General features: G+C 36.4%; 12 protein-coding genes. 2 read left to right on the plus strand and 10 right to left on the minus strand.

Going from position 1 to position 12,989, the window contains the following annotated elements:
- Nucleotides 1-94: 94 nt before the first annotated feature.
- The 10 genes from B2Z27_RS18325 to B2Z27_RS18370 all read right to left on the minus strand — a co-directional run bounded on the left by B2Z27_RS18325 (nt 95) and on the right by B2Z27_RS18370 (nt 11,186).
- Nucleotides 95-1,687 (minus strand): SulP family inorganic anion transporter, encoded by a 1,593-nt coding sequence (locus tag B2Z27_RS18325; protein ID WP_286814767.1) that lies wholly within the window; start codon nt 1,685-1,687, stop codon nt 95-97.
- A 61-nt stretch (nt 1,688-1,748) separates the two neighbouring features.
- Nucleotides 1,749-2,042: a hypothetical protein gene (locus B2Z27_RS18330; RefSeq protein WP_058104762.1), complete on the minus strand. Its 294-nt coding sequence runs from the start codon at nt 2,040-2,042 to the stop codon at nt 1,749-1,751.
- A 59-nt stretch (nt 2,043-2,101) separates the two neighbouring features.
- Nucleotides 2,102-2,863, minus strand: a complete 762-nt coding sequence (locus tag B2Z27_RS18335) for a tetratricopeptide repeat protein (RefSeq protein ID WP_074670537.1) — start codon at nt 2,861-2,863, stop codon at nt 2,102-2,104.
- A 2-nt stretch (nt 2,864-2,865) separates the two neighbouring features.
- Nucleotides 2,866-4,590 (minus strand): BatD family protein, encoded by a 1,725-nt coding sequence (locus B2Z27_RS18340; protein WP_074670535.1) that lies wholly within the window; start codon nt 4,588-4,590, stop codon nt 2,866-2,868.
- Between the two features lie 59 nt (nt 4,591-4,649).
- On the minus strand, nt 4,650-5,510 hold the full coding sequence (locus tag B2Z27_RS18345; RefSeq protein ID WP_210708873.1) for a tetratricopeptide repeat protein: 861 nt from the start codon (nt 5,508-5,510) through the stop codon (nt 4,650-4,652).
- Nucleotides 5,503-6,549 carry a VWA domain-containing protein gene (locus B2Z27_RS18350; protein ID WP_058104766.1) on the minus strand — a complete coding sequence of 349 codons (1,047 nt, stop codon included), beginning with the start codon at nt 6,547-6,549 and terminating at the stop codon, nt 5,503-5,505. The genes B2Z27_RS18345 and B2Z27_RS18350 overlap by 8 nt, the downstream gene beginning before the upstream one ends.
- Nucleotide 6,550: 1 nt before the next feature.
- Complete coding sequence (locus B2Z27_RS18355; protein WP_286814768.1) at nt 6,551-7,549, minus strand: vWA domain-containing protein; 999 nt, start codon at nt 7,547-7,549, stop codon at nt 6,551-6,553.
- Nucleotides 7,550-9,211 carry a hypothetical protein gene (locus tag B2Z27_RS18360; RefSeq protein ID WP_286814769.1) on the minus strand — a complete coding sequence of 554 codons (1,662 nt, stop codon included), beginning with the start codon at nt 9,209-9,211 and terminating at the stop codon, nt 7,550-7,552. It abuts the gene before it with no gap.
- A 5-nt stretch (nt 9,212-9,216) separates the two neighbouring features.
- The gene (locus B2Z27_RS18365) at nt 9,217-10,083 is read right to left on the minus strand and encodes a DUF58 domain-containing protein (protein ID WP_210708877.1); all 867 of its coding nucleotides are present in this window, start codon (nt 10,081-10,083) and stop codon (nt 9,217-9,219) included.
- A gap of 101 nt (nt 10,084-10,184) precedes the next feature.
- A complete protein-coding gene (locus B2Z27_RS18370) occupies nt 10,185-11,186 on the minus strand; it encodes an AAA family ATPase (RefSeq protein WP_058104770.1) in 1,002 nt (333 codons plus the stop codon).
- Between the two features lie 171 nt (nt 11,187-11,357).
- Here B2Z27_RS18370 and B2Z27_RS18375 point away from each other — a divergent pair, with 171 nt between their 5' ends.
- Nucleotides 11,358-12,221 (plus strand): aldo/keto reductase, encoded by an 864-nt coding sequence (locus B2Z27_RS18375; protein WP_244745395.1) that lies wholly within the window; start codon nt 11,358-11,360, stop codon nt 12,219-12,221.
- 12 nt (nt 12,222-12,233) lie between these two features.
- Nucleotides 12,234-12,986: an SDR family NAD(P)-dependent oxidoreductase gene (locus tag B2Z27_RS18380; RefSeq protein ID WP_286814770.1), complete on the plus strand. Its 753-nt coding sequence runs from the start codon at nt 12,234-12,236 to the stop codon at nt 12,984-12,986.
- Nucleotides 12,987-12,989: the final 3 nt, after the last annotated feature.

Here is a 12,989-nt window from a genome sequence, read left to right on the forward strand (position 1 = left end):
TACTACTGCTATAACAGCGTTATAAACTTAAGCGTTTATAAAGTTTGGGTAAGCAATATGGACATTATTTTTTATTGTGTGTTAAAGGTACTGTTTAACTTAAGCTTAAATTAGATTTTGGTTTTTGCTTAAAAAACTCAATATAGCTAGGAGGGTTTTCAACCACACCTCTTTTGGAAATTAACTTAATATCAATATTTCTCTCCTTTGCCTTTAGACTAAAATCTTCTAAAATTTCAATGATATCATAATCTAAATATCTAGTTTTCATAACATCCAATTCTAGGTAGGTTCCTTCGGGTAAACTGTCAAGTTCTTTTAAAATAGCTCCTTTGTTAATAAAAGTCACTTCTTCTGCTAAAGTCATTTTTATTTTGTTTTTACCATCACTATTATCTTCAATATGCAAAAAATGAGAGTTTTGGTAATTTTTTAAAAGAATAACGATAATACCAACAGCAAGACCTAAACTAATACCTACCAGTAAATCCGTAAATACGATACCTAATACGGTTACAAAAAATGGAATAGATTGTTTCCAGCCAAGTTTGTACATTTTCATGAATAACGATGGTTTTGCTAATTTAAAACCTACAATAAATAAAATTGCAGCTAAAACCGATAGCGGAATCATATTCAACAAAGTTGGGATTAAAATCACCGAAATCAACAACAAGAATCCATGTATGATAGCCGATAATTTGGTTCTACCACCAGATTGAATGTTCGCGGAACTACGAACAATTACCTGTGTAATAGGCAAACCACCGATCAATCCAGATATGATGTTACCGGTACCTTGTGCTAATAATTCCCTGTTTGTTGGGGTAACATTTTTATGTGGATCTAACTTATCCGTAGCCTCAACACACAGCAATGTTTCTAAACTTGCTACTAAGGCAATGGTAAATCCTGTTACCCATACCTGAGGATTGGTTATGGCACTAAAGTTTGGAAAGCTGAACTGACCAATAAATGATGCTGCATCTTCAGGAACTGGAACACTCACCAAATGATCTTTAGAGATACCAAGTACTTCACTATCTTGGGTGACGATATAAAATATAATACCAACGGCAACCGCTACCAAAGGACCTTGTACCAATTGGAAGATTTTTCCTTTTTTAGACAGCACCTTATCCCAGAGTAACAAAATAGATAGTCCTATAATTGCAATAAGGGTTGCACCCGGACTTATATTGTTGACTGTATTTATTATTTCTGAAAAGGTATTCTCACCATCAACTTGAAAAAATGCCCAATCACCTTCTGGATCTGGGTCATAGCCAAAAAAGTGAGGAATCTGTTTTAGTATAATGATGATACCTATACCGGTAAGCATGCCTTTAATTACAGAAGATGGAAAATAATAACCAATAACCCCTGCTTTTAAAACACCGAAAATAATTTGGATAATTCCACCTAAAACCACGGCAACCAAGAAATTTTGATAACCGCCCAAAGTACCAATGGCAGTAAGTACTATTGCCGCCAATCCGGCAGCGGGACCACTAACCCCAATTTTAGAGCCACTAAGTCCGCCGACTACGACACCTCCAATTATACCGGCAATTAACCCTGAAAATAAGGGAGCTCCACTAGCTAATGCAATACCTAAACATAAAGGTAGCGCAACGAAAAATACAACGATACTCGATGGAATATCACTTTTAATATGTTTGAACATGAAATACAAAATTTTGCCCTAAACTAAGGACAGATTAGTTAAAATATTGAAAATGGTACAATTAACTAATATAATCTGGCGGGGGTGAAAAGACTTCTAAATATAAATCTAGATATCCTATTTTATTATTGTTTCCAATTACGGAATTTTCATAAATTGAAATGAATGAAAAATCAATAAAATTTTCATTTACAAATTTTTCTTCCCCTAAGGATTTTTTACCGGATTCTTGCTCTTCTTCGTTTAAATTGGTAATAACAATAGGGTTTTCAACATCGCACAGGGTAATAATGCTTGGTGCAGTAATTGCAAAAAGCCAAAATATTAAAAGAGTTAAACGTGCGATTAATTGCATATACTAAAATAAGAAAGGTAAAGATAGTACCCAAACGGGTATAAACTGTTAACAAGGTACTAAAAATCCTTTAACAATCTTATATCATCTTGCGGTAACCAACCTGTTTTACCGTCCGTTAGTTTAATTTTTTTCCAGTCTTCCAATTGGTCTAGAACATTCACCTTTGTACCGGCATGTATTACAAAAACTTCAGCGCTATTGGTATTGGGTTCCGCTTTAACGGTACTCTCTTCTGCAAAAACAATTGCTGGTTGGTCTTTATCAAAATCAGCTCTTTGCACGTAAGCAAACAATACCGAAATTATACAGAAAAACAGTGCGAGTAAACTACCAATAAACGTAAATCTTTTCCTAGTTGAATAGTTGGAATAATAGAATAAAATATAAAGTAGTACAAAAAGGAACATGAAGATTACTCCCAAATATGCCCATTGGTCAAAGGTTAGTTTACCGGTAACGTTTTTATAAAGTCTAGCCAAACCAGTCTCGGGCATGGTATCAATAGCGTCTATGGTCATATTTTGAGCATAGCTAAGATTTGTTTTTATTTCTTGATCATTTGGCGATAGTAACAGGGCTTTTTCATAGAAATAGATACTTTCTGCAATCTTATTTTGTTTGTAATAAGCATTGCCCAGGTTATAATAAAGGGCAGATGAATGCTTACCATTATCCAGGATATTGTTATAAAAACTTACCGCTTTCTCATAATCTCCCGCATTATATGCATCGGTAGCCTGCTCAAACAATTGATCGTTCTGAGCGGTACACAGTAGAACCATAAATAGGCCAATAAGAGTAACTAGCTTTTTGAACATGTTTATAATTGTTTATCCATTATAGAAATTACCTCGCTCGCTTTATCATAATCTGCCTGCATCTGTACGTTTGAAAAAGGACTGTACCTAGCAGCTTCGCAGTTTTTAAGTAATGCTATAAAACTATCAACAGTGGTAGGGTCTATATTTTTTTCAGTGAGTAATTCGGTAATTTTATCTTTACTGAACTCAGAAGTCTCAATTTTTAACTTGGCTTTCAGGTAATTATGAAGAGCTCTTTCTAAGGCAATATAAAAGGAGTCTTTGTTACCCAATTCTTTTCTGGCCGCAGATAAATATTTACGTGCCAATTTGTTTGCCTTTCTTATTTTATTACCTACAATATCGCCGGCCATTGCATCTCTCTTCTTTCTAAATACTATTGCAATAGGGATTAATAATAATGGGCATAACAACCAAAGGTAAAATGAGGTGGAACCAAAGAAATATGAATAACCTTTTCCGGTTAAATTAGGATTCAACTTAATAAAATTGAATTGATTTCCACTGGCAACAACCGATTGTTTTTGATTATTGGTAGAAGCGGAAGCATTGGAAGATGCGCTTAGAGGTCCTTCTAAAACATTGATTACTATTTCATCTGAGGTAAGTGTGGCATATTTACCTGTTGATGGATTAAAATAGCTAAAGTTTAAAGATGGAATAGGGTATTTTCCTCTAAATGATGGTACAATGGTATATTGGTTGCTTACCTTACCCTGCATGCCGGCCAATGTAGTTCTGACCCCTTCCGTAAATTCTGGCTCATAAACTTCTAAGGCACTTGGAAGTTCAAGTTCAGGAAGCTTAAACAGTTTAAGATTTCCTTTTCCACTAACTTCTACGGTAGCTTGCAAAGATTCAGAGGCATTTAAACTTGTTTTACTAGTAGTTACGGCAAAATCAAAATCGCCAACGGCGCCGTTAAAATTGGCGGGTTGATTATCTAATGGTAAAGGTTTTACATTAATAGTCCTATTACCGGCAGATACGGTTTTATTTGTTTGAGCGTACATACGTTGACCAAAGAAATCTCTTCTTCCTGTGGGTACGTCTACGGTAACATCTAGGGATAAGGGTTCTATATCTAATTTACCGGATTTTTGGGGATACAATACTACACGTTTTAATATGACATAACGATAAGGTTTTCCCTTATATGTGCCATTTTGGGCACTTAGGGCATTCACTTTAATGTCTTGGCTCCAAAAATTATTGTAAGTAGGATTGTCTAACGGTTGATAGTTGGATACACTAATGTTAGGACTCACATACAACTTGTAAATAACCGTAATAGCTTCGTTTAAATATGGGTTGGATTTAGAGACTTCTGCAACTAAATGTAAATTTTCATCGGCTATATCATCAGCGGTCATTTGATCGCTTGGTTTGTCTACCGCGGCAGTAACCTCAACATCTTGCGCTAGTGATTTATAGGTCTCGCCACCAATGACAATAGTAGCCTGTTTTATGGTAAACTTACCCCTGGCGGTAGGTGCCAAGGTGTATGAATATGATTTGGAATAACTTCTAACCCCGTTGATCCAAGATGAACTTATAGATTGCGACGGACCCATAATAACTTTGAACCCAGTAAAGTCCGGAGGACTAAAATTATCACCATCACGGTTCATGACAAAGTCTACCCTTAACCTTTCATTGATGCCAAGCTTTGGTTTGCTCAACTTCATTTCAAAAGTAACGTCATTACTGCCTTGGGCCATCATCAAAACAGATGATAGAAAAACGGTTAATACTAACCCTAGCTTAGTTATGGACTTAAAGTCTACCAATCCTTTTCGTTTTTAATTTTAGCACCTTTTACTTTCTTGGCATCAATCTTATCTTGAACCTTTTTCTCGGCATTTTGCATTGCCCTTAATAAGTTCTCAACTTGTTGCTTGGAAAGTTGGTTAGGTCTGGGTTGTTGTTGGTTCTGTTCATTTTCTCCATCACCTTGTTCAGGCTTTTTTTGTTGATCAGACTTATTGTCCCCGTCACCTTCACTATTATCGTCTTTTTTCTCTTCGTCTTGATCCCCTTCATCACCCTTGTCACCGTCGTCACCTTGATCTTTCTTATCCTCGTTTTCTCCTTCGTCCTTTTTGTCTTGATCTTTATTCTCGTCTTGATCCTCTTTGTCCTTGTCCTTATCGTCTTGGTTCTGTTTATTTTCGTCTTGATCTTTTTTAAGAAGCTCTTTTGCCAAAGCTAGGTTATAACGGGTTTCCTCATCGGTTGGATCGTTACGCAATGCTTCCTTATATGCTTCAACAGCTTTAGCGTAATCTTTACGTTTCATGAAAACATTGCCCATATTATGGTAGGCTTTGTGTTTGTCAGCTTTGGAGGTAGAGGTTTCACCAGCTTCCTTAAACCTACTAAATGCTTCATTATACGTTTCGTTATTATAATAAGCATTACCTAAATTATAGGGTGCAGCGCTATTATCCGGGCTTTTGGAAATCGCTTTTCTGTAATCTACTTCGGCGGCAATAAAATTGTCTTCTGATAAAGCCTTGTTACCATCCCAAGTTAAATTGGTAGATAACCTTAAAGCTTTTTCTTTTTCCTTCTCGTCTACCTCTTGAGCAAAAGATGAAAAGCAAACAAGAAGTAATACTAAAATTGTGCTTGTGTTATTCATTTCTTTTCTCATTGAACAAATTGAGTTTCTTTAACCAGCTTGTCTTGCGGTCCAAGATAAAAATATCTAAAAAGAGAAGCAATAGTGCCCCGCCAATAAACCATTGAAACTGATCTTTATATTCTGCGAATTGTTTGGCTTCAAATTCTTTTTTATCCATTTTCAACAATTCTTCTTTTATGAACTCGACGGCAGCATCAGTGTTAGACCCGTCAATATATTGTCCGTCACCTTCACTTGCTATATCTACTAGAACACTCTCGTTTAATTTTGTAATTACGGTTTCACCTTGACTATCTTTCTTCAGGCTTTCTAGTATACCGTTTCTTTTAATGGGTATTGGAGCTCCCTTTTCTTTACCAACACCAATGGTATAAATAATGATACCTTCATCTGCAGCATCTTCAACAGCGTCTATAGTTGATCCTTCTGAGTGATCTTCACCATCAGAAATTATAAATAGAACCCGGTTGGTTTGTTCGGCATCATCGTAGTACGTAGTGGCCAATTCAATAGCTTGGTCAATTGCCGTACCTTGTGATGTTAGCATATCTGTATTCATACTCTGCAAAAACATCTTTGCAGCGCCATAATCAGTAGTAATAGGTAATTGCGGGTAGGCTTGGCCAGCATAGGCAATTATACCTATTCTATCGCTTGCCAGTTGGTTGATAATTTCGGAGACCAAACGTTTTGCCTTCTCCAAACGATTGGGGGCAATGTCTTCTGCCAGCATACTTTTACTGACATCAACAGCAAAAACAATATCCACCCCTTCGCGTTTAACGGTTTCTAGTTTCGTGCCAATTTTAGGGTTGACCAAACCAATGATCAATAAAGCCAAGGCCAATATAAATACCACAAGTTTAATACCGCCTTTATTGTATGAACGGTTAGGCGTTAGCCTTTTTAATAGATCGGTATTGGCAAATTTTTTCTGTGTTCTCTTTTTCCAAACCAGTAACAAAAGGAACAGTACCACTATCACCGGAATGATAATAAGCAAATAGAAATATATTTTTTCGTCGTACTGTATCATATTATACAAAGCTTCTAAATACCGTGTTTCTTAATATCCATTCTAACAAAAGCAACCCTAGTGCCAAAAGTGCCCAAAATCTAAATTTCTCTTCGTAACGATAATATTTAAATTCCTCTACTTCGGTTTTTTCTAACTTATTGATCTCATCGTAGATTTCTTCCAATGACTCATTGTCCGTAGCTCTAAAATATCTACCGCCCGTAGCACTTGCAATATCTTTTAGAAGATTTTCATCGATTTCTACTTGTCTCATGCCATATCTAAAAGAACCATCTGGATTGTATTGTATGGGAGTTAAAGCATTTCCGTTAGTTCCTATAGCGATGGTATACGTTTTAATGCCAAATTCAATAGCTAGGTCTGCAGCCGTCTGCGGCTCTATAAAACCAGAATTGTTTACACCATCGGTCAATAAAATGATAATTTTACTTTTTGCCGTACTCTCTTTAAGTCGGTTTACAGAGGTTGCCAGCCCCATACCAATGGCAGTACCGTCGTCCAATTGCCCATAAGTAATTTCAGACAGCGCATTGAGCACTATAGATTTGTCTGTGGTAATAGGTGTTTTTGTGTAACCTTCACCGGCATATACAACAAGACCTATACGATCGTTTGGTCTCTCTTTTATAAAATCTGCGGCAACTTTCTTTAATGCAGATAATCTATTGGGTTTTAGATCGCGTGCCAACATACTTGAAGACACGTCTATGGCCATAACAATATCAATACCCTTTGTAGTTTTTGTTCTGGTAGAAATATCCTCGGTCTGTGGTCTTGCCAGCGCAACTATAATGGCGCCCAAAGCCAGTAATCTTAATAAGAAAAGTAATGGTTTAAGTTTTGGTAAAATACTGTTATGGCTAAATCCTTTGGCACTAGAAATTCGTAGTGATGCAGTTTGCTCTTTTTGTTTAAAGATATACCACACAATTGCCAATGGCAGTAATAGGAACAGCCAAAAGAAATCAGGATTTGCAAATGATATATTATCGAACATTTATGCTTCTGTTTTTACTTCTACCGATGTTAAAATACGGTCTACTATTTCTTGTGCGTATGTGTCTTCTTCTAGCCAGGTGAGTATTACATATTGTTGAAAGCCTTTTCCGCCAAAAAGTAATACTGCATATTCGCCATCAATTAATTCTTCCGATCCGGGCATAGGAAACTTGCCACTACCAAAAACCTTAACACCTTTTACCCCGCTAATAGTGCTAAATTCCTCTTGTTTGGTAATGATGTTCTTAGCTCCCTGACTTTCAAAATTTGATAGTATTTGTTCAATGGTCTTATCAAATTCTGGTTCTACATCTTGTTGTGCTAAAGTGATGCTGGTTGTACCAATGTTAAAAAGTGCAATTGGACTTCTATATTCAAAAGCTTGAATATCCGCTATGGCAGCTTTTGCTTCTGCCGGTAATTTTATCTTTTGGCGTACCAGTACTTGTGGGGTTTCTAATTGTATTGGCGGAAAACCATAGCTACTTTGTACCCATTCACCTTCTAAAAGCTCTTTTGTTGGGTGGCCCAGAACAGTGTCTTTTAAATAACCGAAACCAAATTTAACACCGGCAATGGTAAAACCTATCAATATTACGGCTACTACGGATATTACGGCAATTTGTATTTTTTTCTTTTTTGCCTTTCGCTCTAATTCTTCTTGGTATTCAGCTTGCTCCAGCAATTCTTCTTCTGTAGGTTCAGGTAAAGCCTCGTGTGTTTTTTCTACTATTTGCTCAACCAGTTTTCGATCTTGTTCAGCAACAGATGTAGAAGGTTTGTTCTTTGCGAATTTTACTAAATCTGCCGTTTGTAAAATTTGTTGAAACTGTTTTATAGTATCATCATCTAGTTTTAATTCGCCAGCATCCTTTAGTAGTTCTAACTTTTCGATCAGTTGACCGGTGGTACTCTCTAAAGCAGTTACGTGGGCATCTTCTTCTAAGTATGAACGTACAATGGTGGTTAATTCAGAATAATATTGCTTGTATTCATCTTGAATTAAATACTTGGAGTTTTCTAACTTTTTAAGTTCAAGTAATGCCCTGTCGTAAGGTGGTAACAGTGCTACTTTTTCTTCTTCGGTCAATGGTTTTTTGCGTAAGACGAACCAGTAGAAAAGTGCTCCTAAAATCAAAAGGATCAAAAGACCGATAAGTAGGTATTTCCAAAAGGTATAATTACTTTTTTCTACATTGATTATTGGTTTTATGTCATACATTTTCTGATTCAGGGTATCTACAGGAACCGTAGCTACATTGATCAAAGAAGAATCGGTCATAAAACCGGTACCGTTGATGTCAATACGTTGAGATGGTAATTTATAGGCGCCAGAATCAAATTGGGTTAATGCGTATATTTTTTGGAGCGTAAGCCGATCCTTATTTCTAGTGGTATCCGTTGCAAAGGCTTCTACGGTTTCCAATGGCGAAAATGTTTGCCCTTCAGGAAAAATTACAAAGTCTGTAGAATCTATATCTACGGTAACCTTCCATTGAACCTGTTCACCTATTTTTATAAAAGTTGTATCTATCTCAGTGGATATTCGTGGACTTTCTTGAGCGCTCATTTTAGAGCCGCATAATAGAAATACGAATACGGGTAATACACGTAAAAAGTACGATACACCTATTTTATTTGTTCTATTAGTATAACTCATTCGTATCAACCTCTTCTTTTAAAATAGCCCAATAATTTTTTCACATAACTTTCATCTACCCTACAGTCTAAAACACCGCAACCTGATTTTGTAAAAGAATCCTTGAAATACGTAACACGCTCTCTGTGAAACTCAGCATAGGCATTGCGTACTTTTTTAGATTTGGTATTCACCAATTGCAATTTGCCCGTTTCGGCATCTTCCATTTGTACCATGCCCAAGTTGGGAATAGATTCTTCACGCTCATCATAAATACGGATACCCGTGACATCATGTTTGCTACCTGTAATCTTTAAAGTTTTCTCATATCCTTCATCAATAAAATCAGAAAGCACAAAAACAATGGCTTTTTTCTTCATGACACTGCTCAAAAATTTCAGCGCTTGGGCAATGTTGGTTTTATTACTTTTAGGCTTAAACTCCAATAATTCCCTAATGATTCGCAGAACATGCGTTTTACCCTTTTTGGGCGGAATAAAAAGTTCTATTTGATCAGAGAATAATATTACACCTACCTTATCATTGTTTTGTAAGGCGCTAAAAGCTAAAGTGGCAGATATCTCCGTCACAATTTCATTTTTGAACTGGTTGGTAGTACCAAATAATTCTGAACCACTAATGTCTACCATTAGCATCATGGTCAGCTCTCTTTCTTCTTCAAAGACCTTAATGTAGGGTTCGTTATAACGAGCGGTTACGTTCCAATCTATATTTCTAACATCATCTCCAAATTGATACTGCCGTACTTCACTAAACGTCATACCGCGACCCTTAAAGGTAGAGTGGTATTCCCCACCAAATATATGGTCAGAAAGACGTCTTGTCTTAATCTCTATTTTACGTACTTTTTTGAGTAGCTCTTTGGTATCCATTGTAAGGTAAACAGTTTACAGTTTCCGTTTTAAGTATCATTGGTTCAGCACAAAAATAAATCAATGCATAAAAAGCAAATGCTGAATAAGTTGTACTGTATTTAAGGAACCTCTATCTCGTTTACAATTTTGTTGATGATATCAACAGAAGTAATATTTTCCGCTTCGGCCTCATAGGTAATACCTATTCTATGTCTTAATACATCATGTACTACGGCACGTACATCTTCTGGCACAACATAGCCCCTTCTTTTTATAAAGGCATAACATTTGGCAGCAGTACCTAAATTGATACTACCCCTAGGAGATGCACCGAAACTGATCAAAGGCTTTAAGCTTTCTAAATTGTATTTTTCCGGATATCTGGTAGCGAAAACAAGATCAAGTATGTATTTTTCTATTTTCTCGTCCATATACACTTCACGAACGGCTTTTTGTGCACTAAGTATTTGATCTATGGAAACAACAGGATTAACCGTTTCATAGCTGCCCTTTAAATTTTGGCGCATGATCAATTGCTCCTCGTTTATTTTTGGATAGTCAATAACCGTTTTCAACATAAAACGATCCACTTGTGCTTCTGGTAATGGGTATGTACCTTCTTGCTCTACAGGGTTTTGTGTTGCCATTACTAAAAATGGTTTGTCAAGTACAAAGGTTTCATCGCCAATGGTCACCTGCTTTTCTTGCATGGCTTCTAGCAGTGCCGACTGTACTTTGGCAGGAGCACGGTTAATTTCATCTGCAAGAACAAAGTTTGCGAAAATTGGTCCTTTCTTTATTGAGAAATCATTCAGTTTCATGTTATAGATCAAGGTACCAACAACATCTGCGGGTAAAAGATCGGGTGTAAACTGAATTCTGCTAAAACTACCTTTTACAGCTTTTGATAAAGTGTTGATCGCTAATGTTTTTGCTAGCCCCGGAACACCTTCCAATAATATGTGGCCCTGTCCTAAAAGTCCAATTAATAATCGTTCAACCATATATTTTTGGCCAACGATCACTTTATTCATTTCAAGCATCAATAAATCGATAAAAGCGCTTTCTTGAGCAATTTTCTCATTTACTGCACTAATGTCAATTGAGGTATTTTCTTCCATTTAAAATATTATATTATTGATTGTTAAGGCTTCTAATTTTAACAGTTATGCAAATTGAAAATTAATTCAGTCAGTCGCTGTTAATGATAGGTTAAAAAATTGGAAAAGCCCTTATTTTTATGAACGTTTTAAGGTATTTCTTTTTAATTTCATTAAACAAAATACAATATATTGAAATATTCAAGAATAATTGCAGGAACTATGACCTGGGGCAAATGGGGAAAACAACTTTCTACTGCTGAAATGATAGCTTTAATGAACCATTGTGTTGAAAATAAGATTACTACGTTTGATCATGCCGATATTTATGGAGATTATACAAATGAGGAAGATTTTGGTAAGGCTTTTAGTAAGAGTAGTATCAAGAGAGAAGATGTTCAGCTTATAAGTAAATGCGGAATTCAATTCAACGTAAAAGAAAGAAGTAATAGGGTTAAGCACTATGATTATAATGCCAGCTACATTATTTCATCTGTAGAAAGGTCATTAAAAATGCTACAGACAGATTATTTGGATTTACTCTTGTTACATAGGCCAAGCCCTTTAATGGATCCTTCAGAAATTGCCGAAGCAATAGATAAACTAAAAATTGAAGGAAAGATCAAACAATTTGGAGTGTCCAATTTCTCACCTTCCCAAATACAATTGATAGAGAAAGAGATTCAGGTAGAAGCCAATCAAGTAGAATTTTCACTTTCGTCCAATGGGGTAATGAATGATGGAACATTGGATGACTGCGTAACTTTTGACAGACTAGCCATGAGCTGGAGCCCATTGGGAAGTTATTTTAGGGAAGATTCCAAGGCAAATCTTAGGATAAAAACGGTATTGGCAGACCTGACCAAAAAGTATGGCGCTACAGAAGACCAGTTGCTCTTGGCATGGATTTTAAAACACCCAAGTACTATACATCCTGTGGTTGGTACCGCAACACCACAACGGTTGAAACTAGCCATGGATGCCGTTGAAATTGACATGGAGTTACAGGATTGGTTTATTTTACTTGAGGCTAATGAGGGGCACGAAGTTGCATAATTAAAAAAGAAAATGACAAAAACAGCATTTATTACAGGCGCTACAAGCGGCATAGGAAAATCAACGGCAATTCATTTTGCCTTAAAAGGAATAAACTTGGTGTTGTGCGGTAGAAGACAAGACCGTTTAGATGCCCTTGAAAAAGAATTGGGGAAAGAAGTACAAATTCATTCGTTGAATTTTGATATTAGAAGTAAGGAAGCTGTTCATGCGGCCATAGCATCTTTACCTAGTGAATTTTCTCAAATAGATATTCTAATTAACAATGCCGGTAATGCCCATGGTTTAGATACCATACAAGATGGTAGTATAGATGATTGGGATGCCATGCTTGATATTAATGTAAAGGGTTTGCTATATGTTTCAAAGGCATTGCTACCGCAAATGATAGCGCGTAAATCTGGGCATATCATCAATATTGGTTCAACTGCAGGTAAAGAAGTGTACCCAAAAGGAAATGTGTATTGCGCCAGTAAGCATGCCGTTGATGCCATTAACCAAGGTATGCGGATAGATTTAAACGGTACAGGTGTACGTGTTGGTGCCGTTAACCCTGGTTTGGTAGAAACCGAGTTCAGTAATGTAAGGTTCAAGGGAGATGAAGAAAGGGCAGATAGTGTTTACAAGGGTTTTCAACCTTTAAAACCAGAGGATATTGCCGATATTATTTATTTTGTAGTTACCAGGCCATATCATGTAAATATTGCAGATTTGGTAGTTATGCCCACCGCCCAAGCTTCTTCAACAATTGTAGATAAAACGTAGGTC

The organism is Maribacter sp. UBA3344 (genome assembly GCF_002362375.1).
Taxonomy (GTDB): Bacteria; Bacteroidota; Bacteroidia; order Flavobacteriales; family Flavobacteriaceae; genus Maribacter; species Maribacter dokdonensis.